At 48.2% G+C, this 18199-nt stretch carries 16 protein-coding genes; 11 read left to right on the top strand and 5 right to left on the bottom strand.

What is annotated here, in order from left to right:
• Positions 1-19 precede the first annotated feature (19 nt).
• Positions 20-619: a multifunctional acyl-CoA thioesterase I/protease I/lysophospholipase L1 gene (gene tesA, locus PUN32_RS03295; protein WP_274721747.1), complete on the bottom strand. Its 600-nt coding sequence runs from the start codon at positions 617-619 to the stop codon at positions 20-22.
• On the opposite strand from tesA, the gene PUN32_RS03300 reads away from it, so the two are divergent.
• The 4 genes from PUN32_RS03300 to galE all read left to right on the top strand — a co-directional run bounded on the left by PUN32_RS03300 (position 618) and on the right by galE (position 6761).
• Positions 618-1295: an ABC transporter ATP-binding protein gene (locus tag PUN32_RS03300; protein WP_274721748.1), complete on the top strand. Its 678-nt coding sequence runs from the start codon at positions 618-620 to the stop codon at positions 1293-1295. The genes tesA and PUN32_RS03300 overlap by 2 nt on opposite strands.
• Positions 1292-3739, top strand: coding sequence for an ABC transporter permease (locus tag PUN32_RS03305; RefSeq protein WP_274721749.1), 2448 nt, complete (start codon positions 1292-1294; stop codon positions 3737-3739). The genes PUN32_RS03300 and PUN32_RS03305 overlap by 4 nt, the downstream gene beginning before the upstream one ends.
• Before the next feature lie 364 nt (positions 3740-4103).
• Positions 4104-5543 carry an FAD-dependent oxidoreductase gene (locus PUN32_RS03310; protein WP_274721750.1) on the top strand — a complete coding sequence of 480 codons (1440 nt, stop codon included), beginning with the start codon at positions 4104-4106 and terminating at the stop codon, positions 5541-5543.
• 186 nt (positions 5544-5729) lie between these two features.
• Entirely contained in the window at positions 5730-6761 is a 1032-nt protein-coding gene (gene galE, locus PUN32_RS03315) for a UDP-glucose 4-epimerase GalE (protein ID WP_274721751.1), read from the top strand.
• A 215-nt stretch (positions 6762-6976) separates the two neighbouring features.
• Here galE and PUN32_RS03320 read toward each other — a convergent pair whose 3' ends face one another.
• Positions 6977-8179, bottom strand: a complete 1203-nt coding sequence (locus tag PUN32_RS03320) for an aromatic amino acid transport family protein (RefSeq protein ID WP_274721752.1) — start codon at positions 8177-8179, stop codon at positions 6977-6979.
• 314 nt (positions 8180-8493) lie between these two features.
• Between PUN32_RS03320 and PUN32_RS03325 the strand changes: the two genes are divergently transcribed.
• A complete protein-coding gene (locus PUN32_RS03325) occupies positions 8494-9759 on the top strand; it encodes a DEAD/DEAH box helicase (protein WP_274721753.1) in 1266 nt (421 codons plus the stop codon).
• Positions 9760-9906: 147 nt separating this feature from the next.
• On the opposite strand, the gene PUN32_RS03330 is transcribed toward PUN32_RS03325, so the two are convergent.
• From PUN32_RS03330 to PUN32_RS03340, 3 genes are all read right to left on the bottom strand, one after another.
• The gene (locus tag PUN32_RS03330) at positions 9907-10647 is read right to left on the bottom strand and encodes a TetR/AcrR family transcriptional regulator (protein ID WP_274721754.1); all 741 of its coding nucleotides are present in this window, start codon (positions 10645-10647) and stop codon (positions 9907-9909) included.
• A 107-nt stretch (positions 10648-10754) separates the two neighbouring features.
• A complete protein-coding gene (locus tag PUN32_RS03335; protein ID WP_274721755.1) occupies positions 10755-11105 on the bottom strand; it encodes a c-type cytochrome in 351 nt (116 codons plus the stop codon).
• Between the two features lie 8 nt (positions 11106-11113).
• On the bottom strand, positions 11114-11629 hold the full coding sequence (locus PUN32_RS03340) for an NUDIX hydrolase (protein WP_274721756.1): 516 nt from the start codon (positions 11627-11629) through the stop codon (positions 11114-11116).
• Positions 11630-11911: 282 nt separating this feature from the next.
• Between PUN32_RS03340 and PUN32_RS03345 the strand changes: the two genes are divergently transcribed.
• The 6 genes from PUN32_RS03345 (at position 11912) to artM (ending at position 18137) form a co-directional block, all read left to right on the top strand.
• Complete coding sequence (locus tag PUN32_RS03345; protein ID WP_274721757.1) at positions 11912-13570, top strand: ATPase RavA domain-containing protein; 1659 nt, start codon at positions 11912-11914, stop codon at positions 13568-13570.
• A 9-nt stretch (positions 13571-13579) separates the two neighbouring features.
• Positions 13580-15025: an ATPase RavA stimulator ViaA gene (gene viaA / locus PUN32_RS03350; RefSeq protein WP_274721758.1), complete on the top strand. Its 1446-nt coding sequence runs from the start codon at positions 13580-13582 to the stop codon at positions 15023-15025.
• Between the two features lie 146 nt (positions 15026-15171).
• Positions 15172-15900 carry an arginine ABC transporter ATP-binding protein ArtP gene (artP, locus tag PUN32_RS03355; RefSeq protein ID WP_319946301.1) on the top strand — a complete coding sequence of 243 codons (729 nt, stop codon included), beginning with the start codon at positions 15172-15174 and terminating at the stop codon, positions 15898-15900.
• A gap of 149 nt (positions 15901-16049) precedes the next feature.
• Positions 16050-16781, top strand: a complete 732-nt coding sequence (locus PUN32_RS03360) for an arginine ABC transporter substrate-binding protein (RefSeq protein WP_274721760.1) — start codon at positions 16050-16052, stop codon at positions 16779-16781.
• A 1-nt stretch (position 16782) separates the two neighbouring features.
• Positions 16783-17472: an arginine ABC transporter permease ArtQ gene (artQ, locus tag PUN32_RS03365; protein WP_274721761.1), complete on the top strand. Its 690-nt coding sequence runs from the start codon at positions 16783-16785 to the stop codon at positions 17470-17472.
• Positions 17469-18137: an arginine ABC transporter permease ArtM gene (gene artM, locus PUN32_RS03370; protein ID WP_274721762.1), complete on the top strand. Its 669-nt coding sequence runs from the start codon at positions 17469-17471 to the stop codon at positions 18135-18137. Before artQ ends, artM begins: the two co-directional genes overlap by 4 nt.
• The last annotated feature ends 62 nt before the right edge of the window (positions 18138-18199 follow it).

Genomic DNA, 18199 nt, shown 5'->3' on the forward strand with positions numbered 1-18199 from the left:
CCATTAAATGAGTGAATGGTTATAAATGCTCACTGAGTTGCTCAGCGACAAAATCGGCAATCCAAGGTTGTGCCTCAGGTTTAGGATGTAAGCCATCGGCCATCATCCACTCTGGCTTTACGATCACTTGTTCAAGAAAAAATGACAGGAGTGGAATGGAAAATTGTTCCGCTAAGCTTGGGTAGATCTGCGCAAAACCCTCGCTGTAGCGTTTGCCATAATTGGGAGGGATGCGGATCTGCATTAACAGGGCGGTTGCATTATGTGCTTGGATCTGTTCAATCATGGTACTTAAATTTTGGCTAATCGTGTGTAGTGGAAAACCACGTAAGCCATCATTGGCGCCAAGTTCAATTAATACCAGATCGGGTTGATGTTGAGTAAGCAACGCGGGTAAGCGTTCAAGGCCGTTACCCGTAGTATCGCCCGAGATGCTGGCATTAACCACCGAGAGTGTTTGGCCTTTTTCACCCAAAGCTTCGGTCAGTAAGCTTGGCCACGCTTGCTCAATGGGCATGGCATAGCCAGCGCTTAAACTGTCGCCGAGTATTAATAAGGTGTTACTGCTAGCAGTAGCAGAAAACAGCATTAGCAACCATAAGGAAATCCATCGAATCATGTCTACATCCGTTATCTTAGCGCAATCATTATCTAAATCAGTCTCTACCAATCAGCAACATTTAACAATCCTTCACCAGGTGAATCTGTCGATTAAGGCGGGAGAAAGTGTTGCGATTGTGGGTGCTTCTGGTGCGGGTAAATCAACCTTAATGACCCTGCTCGCCGGTTTAGACACACCAACTGATGGTGAAGTGTATCTGCTCGGTCAGCCGCTATCACAATTGGATGATGAAGCGCGCGCGGCGCTGCGTCGTGAGTCAATTGGTTTTGTTTTCCAAAGTTTTCTGCTGATCCCAAGTTTATCCGCGTTGGAAAATGTCACCTTACCGTGTTTATTGCGCGGTGAAATGGAAGATCGTGCCCGGGGGCAAAGCTTGCTGCAAGCGGTTGGATTAGCTGAGCGCATGCACCATGTTCCCGCGCAATTATCGGGCGGCGAGCAGCAGCGTGTTGCACTTGCCCGCGCGTTTATGACTCGTCCACAACTGCTGTTTGCTGATGAACCAACCGGTAATCTTGATCAAGCCACTGCCGCCAAAGTGATTGATTTGCTGTTTGAACTAAATCGTGATCATGCGACTACCCTCGTTTTGATCACCCATGATCCGCAACTGGCACAACGTTGTCAGCGGCGCTTTTTTATGCACGCGGGTGAGCTGGAGGAGCGCGTATGAAGCGATTGTCGTCGGTTGCTCATGTTCGGCGGTTACTCAGTTGGAGCCTAGGTGAAATTCGCCATGGTCAGTTATGGCCAGTGGCTGTGGCGCTTACGCTGATTGTCGCCGCTATTTTTGCATTAACCGCGCTGGCGCAAAGAATGGAGCAAGTGATCGTTAAGCAAGGGCGTGAGGCGTTGACCGCAGATACGGTGTTTGTTTCGGCCAATCCACTGCCACAATCCTTACTTACTTTAAGTGCACAGTCCGCGATACAGACCGCACAATTGACCAGTTTTGCGACCATGGCATTTAGTGATCATGGCATGCAACTGGTTACGGTTAAGGCGGTGGATAGTGCTTATCCACTGCGTGGTGAGATGCGCTTAAGCGATGGTCAAAAACAACTGCATCATGTGCAGGTTAATCAGTTGTGGTTAGAGCCGCGGGTGAAAGATCAGCTCGGTGTCACGATTGGGGATCATGTGGCACTGGGCGATGCGGATTTTATGGTCAGTGGCGAAATTAGTGCAGAGCCAGGGCTGAGCTTTAACCCCTTTCAGCAAATGCCCACCGTTTATATTCATCTCGCTGATGTGGCTAAAACGGGGGCTATTCAGCCCGGCAGTCGGGTGCAATTTAGCCTGTTTATGGTTGGTGAGCCGCAGACTCTGGCGGGCATTAAACAAGCGGTAAGTTTAACTGCGAGCGATCGCTGGCAGGACCAAGAGAGTGGCAGCCAAACCAATCAAGTGTTTGAGCGCAGTCAACAATATTTGTCCATGACGGTGGCGATCGTGATCTTAATGGCGGCGACTACTTTAGTGCTGACTTGTCAGCACTATGCCGCAACACGTATGCACACGATTGCGATGTTAAAAAGTCTTGGTGCGAGTCGGCGCTGGCTTTACCGCTGGTTAGGGCTGCAAGTGGGTTTGCTGCTGGTGTGTGCGCTAGTGCTGGGTAGTGCGATGGGAATCGGATTGGAATTTTTATTACGCATACCACTGCGCGATTTATTGCCCAGCCCGCTACCGAGTTATGGTTGGCGCCCATGGTGGATCGCACTGATAAGTTGTTTACTGATTGCGGTACCAGCTCTTGGTATTCCCCTTGGGCGGCTGTTGAACATCAGTGCTGCCGCGGTATTGCAACCCGTATCAACTCGAGTCAGTTGGCAACGTACTCTGCTGCTGATCATGGTGCCTGTGGTGCCGATGTTATTGGTGTATTGGCAAAATCCGCTGATTTGGGTAGTGCTGCTTGGTATGCTAGCGCTGTTTGTGCTGTTGGCGATACTCAGTATGCTGATCACGCGTTTAATCGCTAAATTACCCCTCAACCCTGCAATGGTATTAGCATTGAGTCGGATTAATCGATCCGCGACAGCCAGTGGCTTGCAGTTTGGCGCGTTAGCACTGTCTTTGATGCTGCTTGCGATCATTTGGCTGGTGCGCACCGATTTGCTGGCGGATTGGCAACGAACGTTACCAGCAAACGCAGCTAATGCTTTTGCACTGAATATTAGTGAAACGGAAAAAGCCAGTTATCTGGCGGCATTAGATGCGGCCAATATTGAGCGCTCAAGTGCTTATCCGATTATGCGTGGCCGTTTGAGTGAGATTAACGGTCAGCCTGCGAATCAATATACTCCCGCGGGTGAGCAAAGCTCAAATGCACTACGCCGTGAGTTAAACCTGACTTGGGCGCAGCAACTGCCCGATTATAATCCGATTTTACAAGGTGAGTGGCATAGCCAACAAGGTGTGTCGGTAGAGCAACAAGTGGCGCGTGATCTTGGTCTTAAATTGGGTGATACGCTGACTTTTGTGATCAATAGCCAGCGGGTTAGCGCCCAGGTTAACACTATTCGTCAGGTCGAATGGCGCACCATGCAACCCAACTTCTATTTCATCTTGAGTCCTGATGTGGTGCAGCAACTGCCGGTCAGTTATTTGATCAGCTTTCGCCTCTCTCCGGAGCATGATGTGTTGCTCGGTCAGTTAGCACGTCAGCATCCGACGGTGAGTTTAATCGACATTCGTGCTATGGGGGCTAAAATCCAAGCGTTGTTGACCCAAATCGTGTGGTCGATCACTGTGCTGGCTGCGCTTGGTGTGGTGGCAGGGATGTTGCTGATCTTCATTTTATTGCGTTTAAGTTTAACTCAACGCCAGCAGGAAATTCGCCTTTATCGCACTTTAGGCGCGAGCCGACGTCGAGTGCTACAAACCATTTGGGCTGAATATGGTTTGATGGCGCTGATCGCCGGTTTAGTTGCCAGTGTCAGCGCAGATGTAGTGGTGGCTGCTGTTATGCATTGGGGGTTTAACTTGGCCCCTAACTTACATATTGGACTGTGGTTAGTGTTGCCAACACTTACGTTTTGCACACTGGCTGCGGTGGTGAGTCGCTTACTGAAACGGCTGTTAGCCCCCGTCAATCAAGCGTTGTACGATTAGTCGCTTGAGTAAATGGTTTAGTTATCCACAAAATCAGTGGATAACTTTTGGGATAAGTAAAGTGGTGGTTTAGCACTGGCTCGGTGCTAGCCCCGTAGTGACCGAGGTTTGCGAGTTTTGGTTATACACAAAATGGGTAAAACCGAAAAATAGCAAATCTCCGTCAAGCATTTTTTTGATTTTTTTCGAGCTAAAATTTGCTTGCTTTACGATGATTAAGCTGACTTTAAAAACTCAGGCTAGTCGAGTTGTCGCAGCAATGAGGCGGGTGATGATTTGATTGGAAAATGTGATTTGCTTAACCTTTCACAGCCTCTAGAATAGCGACTATGTTAGTTGGCCTAGATGTAACTGTAGGGAAAATATGACATTGCGATCTCAAGAACGCCGAATTGCGATTATAGGTGGTGGTATCGCCGGGGCAACGGCCGCGGTGCACTTAGCTGAGCTTGGGCTCAATGTATTACTGATTGAAAAAGGCGCGGGCTTAGTTAATGGGCCACCGATTTGCCATTTACATGCTGGTGGTAATCTATATCGGGAAATTTCAGAGCAGCAGTGTATTGAGTTGCTTGAGCAATCAATTGAAACCGTGCGTCTTTATCCTCATACCTTGAATGTTCGTCCTACCATTATCACAGTGCCCAAATCTGATCCCGGTGAACCACAAGCGATTTTGGCGCGCTTAATGACCATTCAAAATGCCTATCGAACTTTAGTTGAACATGATGGCGCCAATCAAGTGCTCGGCGAGGTCGAACACTACTATCGTGCTTATCAGCGGGACGAATTAGAACATTTGGCAAAAACTTGCCAAGCAAATCCGCCGCGTTGTGATGATGATTGGATGGTGCCTTTTGCACAGCATGTTGATTTAGATCAGCTCAAATATCCGGTGGTGTTAGTCCAAGAGTATGGTTGGAGTGTATTTCGGCTCGCGGCCAGTGTTGAGCTGACACTGGCGGAATTGCCTAATTGTCAAGTGATGACCCGTTGTGAGCTGATCGATGCTCAATATCACCATCATCAGTGGCAACTGACTTATACCGATGATCAAGGCCAGCAACAGCAGCAAACGGTGGATTACCTGGTGAATGCTTGTGGTTTTGAAACCGGTCGTATTGATGATATGGCGGGTCATCAACGCCAGCGTTTGGTCGAGTTTAAAGCGGCTTACGTCACTCAATGGCCTGATTGCCATCAATGGTGGCCGGAGGTTATTTTCCACGGCCCACGTGGCAGTGACGCTGGTATGGCACAGTTAACCCCTTATGCCGATGGAACCTTTCAACTGCATGGCATGACACAAGCAATCACCTTGTTTGATGATGGTTTGGTGAGCTCTAGTCCAACCTCTGCACAGCCACAGTTACCAAGTTATTTACAACACAAAATTGAGCACGGCTGGCCGTTATCGGCTCAGCAGCAGCGCACGCAAAGTGCAGTAGAGCATATGTCCCGTTTTGTGCCCGCTTTTTCCAGTGCACAGTGGGCGGCCACTCCACTGTTTGGAGCACAGCAAATTCCCGGTGATGATGTAACGTTACGTGCGGCAGATGTGAGCTTTGAAGCGAATCATTATGCACGGCTGGAGGTGGTGAAAGGCTCATCGGCACTGCGTGCGGCACGGCAACTGGTGGCTCACTGGCAATTACACCCGTCCGAGCAGCAACTTGCCATCGAAGCAGAGCATCCGGTTAGCCTCGCGTTAACCGCAGAGCAAGTTGAACAGCATGCGCTTAGCTTAAGTCAAGCGCGTGGCTATCCGGTCGCATTAGCCAAAGTGTATGGTGGTAAGCCGTAGGCGTAATCAGGCCGCATGACCCATTAGCGGATCGGCGAATTAAATGGGTATCATTAGGCATCAGGCTGACGAGCGTTAACCGATGCGAAGATTGATCTAATGGCTGCTGCTTACGCGGTAAACCGCAGCCGTCGGTTGGTGATAAATAAAAAGTTACACTCCCCACACATATCAAGGAGTCGAGTGATGAAAGTATTGGTTACTGGTGGCATGGGCTATATCGGCAGTCACACCTGTATTCAAATGATCCAAGCTGGGATGACGCCAGTGATCTTGGATAATCTATATAACAGTAAGGCGACGGTGCTGGCTCGCATTGAGCAAGTGACTGGCGTGCGGCCACAATTTGTTCCGGGTGATGTGCGTGATCAAATGCTGCTGGTGGAAGTGATGCAACAGCAGCAGATTGAAGCCGTGATCCATTTTGCTGGCCTAAAAGCGGTCGGGGAGTCGGTTCAAAAGCCACTGGAATATTATGATAATAACGTACATGGCTCGTTGGTGTTGGTCGCGGCGATGCGTGAGGCGGGTGTGAAGTCTTTGATTTTTAGCTCCTCAGCCACCGTGTATGGCGATCCAGCTAGTGTGCCGATCACTGAGTCTTTCCCAACCAGTGCTACTAATCCGTATGGGCGCAGTAAATTGATGGTCGAAGAGTGTTTGAACGATTTTCAGCAAGCTAATCCTGACTGGAGCATTACCTTGCTGCGCTATTTCAACCCGGTTGGTTCCCATCCATCTGGCTTATTGGGGGAAGATCCGCAAGGCATTCCTAATAACCTAATGCCGTTTGTGGCGCAGGTAGCGGTGGGGCGTCGCGAGCATTTATCGGTGTTTGGCAGTGATTACCCCACCAAAGATGGGACTGGGGTGCGTGACTATATCCATGTGATGGATCTTGCCGATGGCCACATTGCAGCATTGCAAAAAGTTGGCACCCAAGCTGGATTGCATATTTACAATCTCGGTACCGGAAAGGGTTACAGTGTACTGGAAATGGTCAAAGCCTTTGAAACGGCAGCAGGGCGTGCAGTGCCTTACCAGCTGGTTGAACGTCGAGCTGGTGATATTGCTGAATGCTGGGCTGATCCAACCAAAGCCGCGCAGCAGTTAGGTTGGCAAGCCACTCGCACTTTAGATGAGATGACGCAAGATACTTGGCGTTGGCAGTCTAATAACCCACAAGGTTATCCGTCAGAATATACCCTTCCTACTTGAAGCTGCAGCGGTGTTGGCGACGTTCGTTCACCCCAATCACATAGTTTGCCTATGCTCATGGGGACTCACTCACTTGCCGCCTACCTGCAACTCCAAGTTGTTTCGGTATAGGTGGTACGCAGCAGTAAACTGATCATCCGCTGATTGACTTAATGATATAAAAACGCCCATCGCGAGTGATGGGTGTTTTTCATCAAACTGCGCAATCGATAACATTAACCCAGCGCTGGTAGCACTCCAAAAGTAATCAGCAACTGCGTACCAATGATCAGTACCCCAACCGAGCCGGTGATCAATAGCGCTGCATTACCACCATTGACTTGGTAATCAGTGCTGCTGGCTTGCTGGCGCACTTTGATCACCATCGCTAACGGTAAGAAAATCGCCAAAATCGCTAATGCAATCGCGGCGTAGCCAAGCGCCATAATAAACCCTTGTGGGTAAAACAGTGCAAACACCAGTGGTGGTAAAAATGTGATGATCGAGGTCAGTGGACGGTTAATTTTGCCTTGTTTACTGCGCAGTGAATCGCCCAGAAATTCGAACAAACCAAGACTCACGCCTAAAAATGAAGTGAGCAACGCCAAGTCAGCAAATACGCCAATCAAGTTACCCAGATGAGATTGATTGACAGTGGTTGCCAGCACGCCAATCAGTGCGGTTAACCCCATATTGTCGAGTAGGGTTGATTGGCTCACCACGCCGAGTGTGACAATTTGCCAGAAAATGTAGATCACCAACGGGATCGCCGAGCCAAGTAAAATCGCTTTACGCAGTGCCGGTGTGTCGCCATCTAAATAATTGACGATGGCCGGAATGCTACCGTGAAAGCCAAAAGAGGTAAAAATTACTGGAATCGCGGCCACAATCAAACCTTGTTCAATTGGCATGCTTAATAGGTAAGTGTGTGACACATTCGGTGCCAGGAAAAACAGCACCGCGATCATCGCGATCATTTTGCCGGCAAATAACACCCGGTTGACCCGATCCACTGTGCTGGTACCAATCGTGACCACTAATGCGACTAGGATCGTAAACAGCAAAGTGCCACTTGAACTCGCGACGGTCATGCCGCTGAAATGGGCAATCCGTTGGGTAAATTGTGCACCGCCTCCGGCAATGTAGGCCGCGCACAGCGAGTAAAACAGAAATAGCATGGCAAAAGTGGCCACCCACTTCCCTTTGTCACCTAAAATTTGTTTCGCCAAGGTGTGTAGCGTGGCATCTTGCTCGGCGTATTGGTGAATCTCCACCATTAATAGCGCGGTAAATGCCATCAGCATCCACAATCCGAGCATAATTATTAATGATGTCGTGAAACCGATCCCCGCGGAAGCTAGAGGCAAGGCTAGCATTCCTGCACCAATCGTGGTGCCTGCGATAATCAAAGTACTGCCTAAAAGCTTTGATTGTGTCATCTGTAAACTCTTTTATACGTTATTTAAACTTACGCTTAGTGTTTTGTACGAAAAGCAAGCAATTAAGCCATCTATTTACACTAAATTTTGCCTATTCTGTAGTGAGTTTCGATTTGCGTCAATCAGTTTGTAAAATTTAAAATCCATACGTGTAATTTAATATTTACACCGTACGTATGATACTGCACGGGCTTGCTCTGCTAGATACTTGTTGTGACATCTTGATTGCGCAGTCTGATCTGTCATTTTAGAGAAAGCCAAACGCTGCGCACTTTGTTACAATCCGCGCCCCAAAAGTTCAATAGGTACGCACTATGTCATCCACCCCGATCACTTTTTCGCAATTAGGCTTAGATCCTGATCTGCTCACCACATTAAGTGGGCTGGGAATCGTGGATCCCACTCCGATCCAACAGCAAGCCATTCCGCATGTGTTGCAAGGTAAAGATGTGTTAGCTGGGGCGCAAACCGGAACCGGCAAAACCGCGGCGTTTGGTTTACCTATAATTCAGCGCTTTGTGACTGAGCCGTGGTCGCGTGAAGTCAATAGCAAAGAAGTGCGTGCGTTAGTGCTAGTGCCCACCCGCGAATTAGCCCAGCAAGTGCTTGAAAGCATGCAAGCTTATGCGCAAGGTACCGAGTTAAAAATTGTCGCCGTTTATGGCGGCACCAGTATGAAGGTGCAGCTTAACCATCTGAGTGGTGGGGTGGATATTTTAATTGCGACACCGGGGCGCTTACTCGATCACGCGCACGTTAAATCGCTCTTTTTAGGTAAAGTGGAAGTCTTGGTGCTCGATGAAGCGGATCGCATGTTGGATATGGGGTTTATGCCGGATATTCAGCGTGTGTTACGCCGTTTGTCACCACTGCGGCAAACGCTGTTTTTCTCGGCCACCTTTGATAGCAAAATCAAAGCAGTGGCGTATCGCATTATGCGCGATCCGTTGGAAGTGCAAGTCACCCCATCGAACTCTACTGCAGCAACGGTGCAGCAGATGGTTTATCCGGTCGATAAAAAACGTAAGCGTGAGTTGTTGGCCTATTTAATTGGCTCGAAAAATTGGCAGCAAGTGTTAGTGTTTACCAAAACTCGCCAGGGCAGTGATGCACTGGCCGACGAGTTAAAGCTCGATGGTATCAAAGCGGTCTCGATCAATGGCGATAAAAGCCAAGGGGCGCGGCAAAAAGCCTTAGATGATTTTAAAGCCGGTAAGGTGCGTGCGTTGATTGCAACCGATGTGGCAGCGCGTGGTTTAGATATTGCGCAGCTTGAGCAAGTGGTTAACTATGACATGCCATTTAAAGCGGAAGATTACGTACACCGCATTGGGCGTACTGGCCGAGCGGGTCAAGCGGGTTTAGCCGTGTCATTACTGGCGCATGATGAGCAGGGGCAATTGGAAGCGATTGAACGCTTACTCAATACTCGTTTGCCACAAGAGTGGCTATCAGGCTTTGAACCTAGCCCGATAGTGCGTGACGAGAATTCGCCACGCGCGGGTGGCCGCTCTGCTGAGAAGCGTAAGCTTAAGGCGCAGTTAAAAATTCATGCTCAGCGCGGTAAAAAAGCACGCTGATCGTGAGCAGTGGCGAAGTTTTCTCAACGGTCATGCAAAAATAGTAATCCACCAAGGGTAATACCATAGACCAAGGCGCATCTTGCGTGATCAATACAAGATGCGCCTGGCTGCTTTATGCCAGCCGATCCGTTGGCTGCAGCACGCTTAGTGCGACTCGGGCTCCTCCGTATAGAAATCACGCCAATCGCAATTTAATGTGTAGACCAGCTCTTCAACCGATGTTGGCTGCATAATATAGGGCTGGCTGACATGAAATTTTTGTATCATCAATGAGTTAAACAGTTGCCAATGCTTGAGTAAGCAAGCAGATAACTCTTCAATCTCCGGCGCCCAAGTGGCGCGCATAAACGGAGTTAAACTGGCGGCACTGTGGGTGTACATGATCATTTGCCATTTGATTTCCCACAGCAGGATCGGTGATTCCGGATGCTGACGGTTATATTCGCTGGCCAGTGACTCAATTAGATTTTCGATGTCGCCGGAGGTATCCAGAAAATAGTCCAGTAATTTATCTTCTTGGCGTACCGCATCGGCAATCAGTTGGATCGGTTGCTTAATGACTAAGCCATGGGCCAACATACGCATGATAAAGGTATAAAGTTTAACATTGACGGGGGTGTCGGCTGGTATCGCTTGCAGCACGGTTTGCATATAACGCACCATATACAGATGCAAACCATCGCTAATGCTGTGCCAGATTTTTTCTTTACTGCCCAAATGGTGGCGGATCAAGCTGTGCGATACCCCGGCTTTTTCACTGATATGGCGCAAAGAAACCCGCGAATAGCCGAGTTCACAAAACAGCTCTGCCGCAATAGTGATAATGTGATAACGCGTTTTTTGGGCATCTTGTGCACTGCGCCGCCCTTGTTTTTTTTCAAGCATGTCAACTTAACCTATGGTGCTCGCTACGCTAAGACGCCCCATTGTTTACCAGATTTACTCGGTTTTTTCACCGCCATCAGAGCAAAAATCGAGTATAGGAGGAATATTCACGGTGTTGTGGCGTAAAATGCAGCAACGTCGTGCAAATCTTGATCGTTGAAACGGCGTAGCTGAGCTTTCATCATTTCTGCCATTGGGCCACTGCGCTCACCGAGCTGGTACTCTTTCATCGCTTGATACAGCTCTGGCGCACTTTTGCCGTTCAGGTTGGGGTAACGGGAGTGACTGGCTTCATCATCTTTGGCATGACAAAACAGGCAGCTTGAGACTTTTTGCTCACCGAGCTGCGCATCACCACTCGCCAACGCCGGGTTGACTATCAGGGCTAGGCCCAGTGTCAGCGCGATATGGGTTAGTGGATGGCGAAATCGCGTGGCTTTATTCAATCGAAAATTCATCTTATCTCCTATAAATATCCGCAAAGTTTGGCTTTACTTAAACAAGCAATGGTTTTGGCATCGGTGATTTCGCCGCTGATGATTTTACTTTCCAATACGGCAGGGCTAAGCAGTAGCACTTCAATCACTTCGTCTTCATCACAGCAATAACGCGCGGTTTTGCTCAGTTGTTTGGCGACAAACAGGTGTTGAATTTCATCGCAGAAGCCAGCGAGCGGGGTCACTTGGCCGAGTTCAATAAATTGCGCAGCACTAAAGCCGGTCTCTTCTTCGAGTTCACGTTGTGCGCAGGCTAGTGGTAATTCATCGGGTTCCAGTGTGCCTGCGGGGAGCTCAATCAACCATTTTTTCAGTGAAGGGCGATATTGACGAATGGCGACGATTTCACCTTGTGCGGTCAAGGGCAAGATCACCGCAGCGCCGGGATGCGCTAGCGTGGTATGAGTTACCGTGTAGCCATTGGGAAGCAAAATCTCTTCCTCAACTAACGCGATATTTTTCCATTGATGGATGATTTTGCTCATAAGCGGCGTTTTATAACACTGATAATGAAACCGCTACCTTAACCTACCTTAAGTGGCATCCCCAAGCATAAATTCTGCTTTTGATAGCGTGATTGGGTGATTGGTGACAAGTTGAGCAATGATCGGTGCAATCAATGATTACCTGTTGTTTGCAATAAATGAGATCTGCTATAAGGGCACAATAAAAAATACACTTTGTAACAAATAGACAATAATTCTATAGAGTCGCCGCTTGTTCCATTGATTTGACCCAATTGGGTGTTTTGTTTGAGGTATAAAGAGATGCAGCCATTGACCATCGGCTCTCACGCGCAAAAAGCGCTGCTTTGCGAGCGCATTAATAAGCTGGCCAAAGCGCTCTCTGATGGCGTGTATGAGCGAGAGAACACCATCAAACTCTGCTTACTGACCGCGTTAGCTGGCGAGAGTGTGTTTTTACTTGGCCCCCCGGGGATTGCCAAAAGTTTAATTGCCAAGCGTTTGATTCAAGCTTTTGATAATAGTAGCTATTTTGAATATTTGATGACCCGTTTTTCCACGCCAGAAGAGGTGTTTGGGCCGCTAAGCATCCAAGAGTTAAAAGATAATGGGCGTTATCTACGTTTGACCCAAGGTTATCTACCGACCGCGCAGGTGGTGTTTCTGGATGAGATCTGGAAAGCGGGACCGGCGATCCTCAATACCTTATTGACGGTGGTTAACGAAAAAACCTTTAAAAATGGCAGTGATATTCAGCCCGTTCCGATGCGTTTACTGGTGACCGCCTCCAACGAATTACCAAGTGAAGATAGTGGGTTAGATGCATTGTATGATCGTCTGTTAGTGCGGATTTTTGTTAATCGGATCCAAAATAAGCAAAACTTCAAATCGATGTTGACGGTCGGTACCGCCCAAGAGGCAAAAATTCCGGCTGGGTTAGCGATCACCGATCAAGAGTATCATCAGTGGCAAATTCAGTTGGATAAGCTGGAGTTAACCGATCCGGTGTTTGAGAAGCTTTATCAACTGAAAAGCATGGTTGAACAACGCTCACAAGCGAACGCGAGTTCTGATTTAGAGATGTATGTTTCTGATCGCCGTTGGAAAAAAGCGGCCAAATTATTGAAGGCGAGTGCCTTTTTTAATGGGCGTGATGAAATTAATCCCCTTGATCTGCTGCTGCTGGAGAATTGTTTGTGGAACACTCCGCAGTCACACCAAGTGGTGCATGATGTGATCCGCGAATTTGCGCTGCGTTATGCGTTTGACCAAGCGGAAGTGGAACAGCAACTGGATGTATGCCGGCTTGAGTTGGCGCAAATTCAAGAAGAATTAGAGTCAGAATTTGCCATGCTGCTGTCGCTCGAAACATCAAACAGCTTAATTAAAAAGCAAATTCATCATCAATATGATCTTGCCGATGCGAAAAAATACAGCGTAGGCGTTACCAACGATCTGATCAAACTGGTGTTGTTGCAAAGCAATATGTCGGTCTCGGAAGGCGAAAAAGGAGACAGTCGTTGGGTTTATGTGCCGAAAATAGAGTTAGAGCGCATCATCAAAGAGGGGCAGGGTAGCGCTTACGGTTATGTGAATCACAATACCAATTTGTGCCGCTTACGCTTTGATCTGGATGGCAAGCGTAATTTGGTGATTAAGGATATTGCCAATCGCTCGGTATTGGTCGCTCTAGTCACCAAACACGGCTTGGAAGAGACCTTGTATCAAAACTGGTTGGCCAAAGCGGATCAAGCCATGGCGCAGTTAACCCATGCTGAACATCATTTACGTCACGTGCGCGCTAAATTTCATGCCGCATTGCCGCACAGTTTTATCGATCCTGAGTTGCCGACGGCAATGGAAGCTACTTTGCATGAACTACAACAATATTGGCAAGCAACGCAAAGTGAATGTGAGCGTAGCGTTATGCGCATTCGCAATCTCAACCAATTTTTCGCCTAAGGAAGTGTGATGCTGGGAGTCGATGCGTTCAATCTGGTGTTAAGTATTGCCGAATCAGGGCTGATCGATACTGCAGTCAATGATTTGATTGGGCGTTCACAAGTGATGATGATGGCTGACAATCGTGGGGTGGCGGCCTCGGTAAAAAATCATCTATTAAAATGGCAGACCAACGTGCGTCGCCGTATGACCAAAGTATGCGAAACTGAACGCTTTCAAACTGAATTGGCGCTGTACCAAAAAGTGATCCATTGGGATGAGGCAACTTTTTTTGCACAGACGCCCGATCTGCTCAAGCAGTTGGAGGGCGATTCAAGCTTTTATCTGCAGGCGCGGCGTTTGCTAGAGAAAGAGCAGCTCCATCATAACCCGATGTTCCCCCATTTCTTTTGTGATCAGTGGTATAAATCTTTGTCAGAGGCGATCCGTCAAGCGCAGTTACTCGAACTGAAAGAGAGTAAAGAGCGGATGTTGGCTGAGCTTTATCAACGGATGGAAACGCTGCGCAATATGGATAATGTCACTGCGGCTGGGGATGCTGCCATTATCGGGCGTTTATGGGATATGGCGGCAGCGAAATTAAGTCGTAGCGATTTGAGTACCATCAAACGTTATGCGGATTTTCTTAAAAAGCACCAGACGTTACAGCAAATTGCTGAGCAGCTCGGGCGTATGGCCGGGCAGAATGATGATCCTGATCTTAAGCGCGCGCCTACCGAAGTATTACAAATGGTAGAGCAGCGCTCAGATCAGGCGACTGACGATATTGTTGGTATCCATGAAAGTGATGATCTGAGTAAATTGCTGCCCAACGAAACCCTGTTTTTGGCTTACCCAGAACTGGAAGTGGTTTTTTATCAACACCTTATTGACAAACGTTTGATGAATTACCGCATGCAAGGTAAATCACGCACTTTACGCCAAGTGCGTGCGCAGCGCCCAGATCATAAGCAGCTTGAGATCGAAAAAGGCCCGTTTGTGGTGTGTATTGATGCATCCGGTTCGATGGCGGGTTTTCCTGAGCAGTGTGCTAAAGCGATGGCGTATGGGTTGATGCAAATTGCGCTGGCTGAAAATCGTGATTGTTATGTGATGCTGTTTTCCTCCGAATTAATTACCTACGAATTAACCCGCCAAGATGGGCTGCGTGAAGCGAGTGATTTTCTCAGTTATACCTTTCACGGCGGTACCGATTTTGAACCAGTGATCTTAAAAGCGCTTGAACTGATGAACGGTGAGACTTATCGCAATAGTGATCTGGTCGTGGTCTCTGATTTTATTGCGCCAAAACAAAGCGAGGAGTTGTTAGCACAAGTGGCGGCGATCAAAGCGCGCAAAAACCGTTTTCACGCGATCAGTTTGTCCAAATATGGTAATCCACAACTGCTCACCATGTTTGATCACTGTTGGAGCTATCACCCAAGTTTGCTTGGTCGTTTAATCAAAAAATGGTAATTGGCTTGTAACCAGTTATTCTTGCTATTGTTGTGGCGTTTTTTTATACAAAAAGTTGGTTGGCTTTGGTTTTATACATTTTTATTGCATAAAAATACATTCATAGTAGTATCAAGCACAGGTGATAATTAATGCAGTATGTCAGCATGAGTATTCGAGTTAACGCAATTAATAAGTCTTATGGCACCACTCAGGTGCTGCACAACATTAGCTTTGAATGTGCTAAAGGGGAAACGTTGGTACTGCTTGGCCCAAGTGGTGCCGGTAAAAGTTCGTTGCTGCGGGTACTCAATCTGTTAGAAAGCGCCGACAGCGGTCAACTGCATATTGCCAATCAACAGTTTGATTTTGCTCAACGACCTTCTGAGCAGCAGGGGTTGGCACTGCGGCGTAAAGTGGGCATGGTGTTTCAGCAGTACCACCTATGGCCACACATGACCGTATTGGAAAATCTGATTGAAGCGCCAATCAAGGTCGCAGGAATAGCCAAAGCACAAGCCAAGCAGCAAGCGATGGATATTCTGACTACTTTGCAATTGGCCGATAAAGCCAATGCATGGCCACTGCATCTTTCCGGTGGTCAGCAGCAACGGGTAGCGATTGCCCGTGCGCTAATGATGAAACCGGATGTGCTGCTGTTTGATGAACCGACCGCTGCGCTTGACCCTGAAATCACCAATCAAGTGGTGAAAATCATCCAAGAGTTGAGCCGCACTGGCATCACGCAAGTGGTGGTGACTCATGAGGTCGATTTTGCCAAAAAAATCGCTAGTCATGTGCTGTATCTTGAACAAGGTCGCATGATCGAACACGGTACGGCAGCGGCGTTTCATCACCCGCAAACCCCACAGTTTGCTGAATATTTGACCCACTGATGGTTATCGGTGTAGCTTAACGATTGAGCTTAAATGCTTGAATTTAATTGATTAAGTTTGCATAAACCTAATTCAATAAGTTAGCTAATTTAACCCACAGATGCTGGCGATTGATGTGCCAGATTTCGCAATATACATGGAGTATTACAATGAACAAGATCCTACTTGCGTCTTTAATTGGTTTGGTTTCAGCCAGTGCTGCAGCGCAGCAAGAGATCAAATTTGTCATGGAAGCGACTTACGCGCCATTTGAATACATGGATGCCAATAACCAAATCCAAGGTTTCGATGTTGATTTGGCCAATGCGTTGTGTAAGCAACTGCAAGCCAAATGTAGCTTTCATAATCAAGCGTTTGATAGTTTGATCCCAGCGCTGAAATTCAAGCGTTATGATGCGGCTATTTCAGCGATGGATATTACTGAGGCGCGTCTTGAGCAGGTCAATTTCACGGCGCCGTACTACGATAACTCGGCGGCTTTTGTATCATTGGCGGGTAAAGTGGCCGATCAAGCGGCTCTCCAAGGCAAACGGGTCGGGGTGCAAAACGGCTCTACTCATCAAAGCTTCCTACTTGAGCAGTTACCGGGCGTGGTTGCGGTGCCTTATTCCAGCTACCAAGATGCTTTCATCGATATGAAAAATGGCCGGATTGACTCGGTATTTGGCGATACCGCAGTGGTTGCTGAGTGGTTTAAAGCCGATAGCCCACTGGATTACGTCGGTGATCGGGTAACCAACGCACAATACTTTGGCAATGGTTTTGGGATTGCGGTAAATAAAGATAACCAAGCGTTGCTTGACCAACTGAACACGGCGTTGGCAGCGGTGCAAGAGAATGGCGAATACGCTGCGATCTTTAATAAGTATTTCGGAAACTAATATGGGGCTAACGGGCTACTCTTTATCACTGGTACAAGCGAGCTGGATGACGTTACACATCGCGTTGACCAGTTTGCTGGTCGGTTTACTGTTGGCACTGCTGTTTGCCAGCGGTGAAATGGCGAAACTTAAATGGGTCAAATGGCCAACCACACTCTTGGTCACGGTGATCCGTGGTTTACCTGAACTGTTAGTGGTGCTGTTTATCTATTTTGGTTCGACCCAAGTGCTGTTTCTGATCACCGGTGAATTTATTGAGATCAGTCCGTTTATCTCTGGGGTGATTGCGCTCGCGCTGATTTTTGCCTCTTATGCCTCACAAACCTTACGTGGCGCACTTAAAGCGGTAGGGCGAGGTCAGCGTGAAGCGGCGAGTGCGTTAGGGATAGCACCATCCCATGCTTTTTTTCGAATTGTCTTACCCCAAGCCATCCGTCACGCATTACCCGGTTTAATGAATCAATGGTTGGTACTGCTTAAAGATACTGCACTGGTTTCTTTGATTGGGGTTACCGATCTGCTCAAGCAAGCACAGTTGGCGTCCGCCGCCACTCATGAAGCCTTTACTTGGTACGCGACAGCAGCGGCAGTGTATTTGGTGATCACCTTAATTACCCAGCGCGCGGTGAAAGTGATTGATCATAGATTCTCGGTACAGGGAATGGGCCATAACCAGGGAGCCAGCGTATGAAGCAGCAACACTTATGGCAACTGTTGGAAGGCTTAGCCACCAGTTTACAACTGACAGCGGTTTCACTGTTGGTGGGTTGCATACTGTCACTATTGATGACGGTAAGCCTAGTGCTGCGTACACCGGCGCTACACTGGTTTAGCCGTGCTTTAATTACTCTGTTTACCGGTACTCCGTTGCTGGTACAGATTTTCTTGGTCTACTACGGCCCCGGTCAGTTTGTCTGGATCCGTGAAAGCCTATTCTGGGTGTGGCTCAGCCAACCTTGGTTCTGCGCTATGTTGGCCTTGGCTCTCAATACCGCAGCCTACAGTACCCAACTGTTTAAAGGCGCGTTTGATGCGATCCCTGATGGGCAGTGGCAAGCGTGCCGCGCATTAGGCATGAATAAACTCGCCACGCTGCGAGTGCTGTTGCCGTATGCGCTGCGCCGTGCCGTCCCTGCTTATTCCAATGAAGTCATTCTGGTGTTTAAAGGCACTTCGCTGGCCAGTACCATCACCATTATGGATCTAATGGGCTACGCGCAGCGCATCAATGCGCAAACCTACGATACCTTGACCGTGTTTGGGGTCGCCGGAGCATTCTATTTAACCATCAATGGCGTGTTCACTCTGGTTTTCCGCCGCATCGAGCAAAAAGCCTTAGCATTTGAAAGCTATTAAGCGGCAGTTAATAACCCCCAACTAACCATTGACTATCCTCGCAATTTTTCTTGGTTTGCTTG

The sequence above is a fragment of the Vibrio chanodichtyis genome, from assembly GCF_028863985.1.
Lineage (GTDB): Bacteria > Pseudomonadota > Gammaproteobacteria > Enterobacterales > Vibrionaceae > Vibrio > Vibrio chanodichtyis.

Excerpts from the sequence above, each read along its gene's own strand:
- galE (WP_274721751.1), top strand. The coding sequence starts at position 5,730 with ATGAAAGTATTGGTTACTGGTGGCATGGGCTATATCGGCAGTCACACC.
- tesA (WP_274721747.1), bottom strand. The coding sequence starts at position 619 with ATGATTCGATGGATTTCCTTATGGTTGCTAATGCTGTTTTCTGCTACT.
- PUN32_RS03305 (WP_274721749.1), top strand. The coding sequence starts at position 1,292 with ATGAAGCGATTGTCGTCGGTTGCTCATGTTCGGCGGTTACTCAGTTGG.
- PUN32_RS03300 (WP_274721748.1), top strand. The coding sequence starts at position 618 with ATGTCTACATCCGTTATCTTAGCGCAATCATTATCTAAATCAGTCTCT.
- viaA (WP_274721758.1), top strand. The coding sequence starts at position 13,580 with ATGCTGGGAGTCGATGCGTTCAATCTGGTGTTAAGTATTGCCGAATCA.
- artQ (WP_274721761.1), top strand. The coding sequence starts at position 16,783 with ATGGGGCTAACGGGCTACTCTTTATCACTGGTACAAGCGAGCTGGATG.
- PUN32_RS03320 (WP_274721752.1), bottom strand. The coding sequence starts at position 8,179 with ATGACACAATCAAAGCTTTTAGGCAGTACTTTGATTATCGCAGGCACC.
- PUN32_RS03330 (WP_274721754.1), bottom strand. The coding sequence starts at position 10,647 with ATGCTTGAAAAAAAACAAGGGCGGCGCAGTGCACAAGATGCCCAAAAA.
- PUN32_RS03335 (WP_274721755.1), bottom strand. The coding sequence starts at position 11,105 with ATGAATTTTCGATTGAATAAAGCCACGCGATTTCGCCATCCACTAACC.
- PUN32_RS03310 (WP_274721750.1), top strand. The coding sequence starts at position 4,104 with ATGACATTGCGATCTCAAGAACGCCGAATTGCGATTATAGGTGGTGGT.
- PUN32_RS03325 (WP_274721753.1), top strand. The coding sequence starts at position 8,494 with ATGTCATCCACCCCGATCACTTTTTCGCAATTAGGCTTAGATCCTGAT.
- PUN32_RS03360 (WP_274721760.1), top strand. The coding sequence starts at position 16,050 with ATGAACAAGATCCTACTTGCGTCTTTAATTGGTTTGGTTTCAGCCAGT.
- PUN32_RS03340 (WP_274721756.1), bottom strand. The coding sequence starts at position 11,629 with ATGAGCAAAATCATCCATCAATGGAAAAATATCGCGTTAGTTGAGGAA.
- artP (WP_319946301.1), top strand. The coding sequence starts at position 15,172 with ATGAGTATTCGAGTTAACGCAATTAATAAGTCTTATGGCACCACTCAG.
- artM (WP_274721762.1), top strand. The coding sequence starts at position 17,469 with ATGAAGCAGCAACACTTATGGCAACTGTTGGAAGGCTTAGCCACCAGT.
- PUN32_RS03345 (WP_274721757.1), top strand. The coding sequence starts at position 11,912 with ATGCAGCCATTGACCATCGGCTCTCACGCGCAAAAAGCGCTGCTTTGC.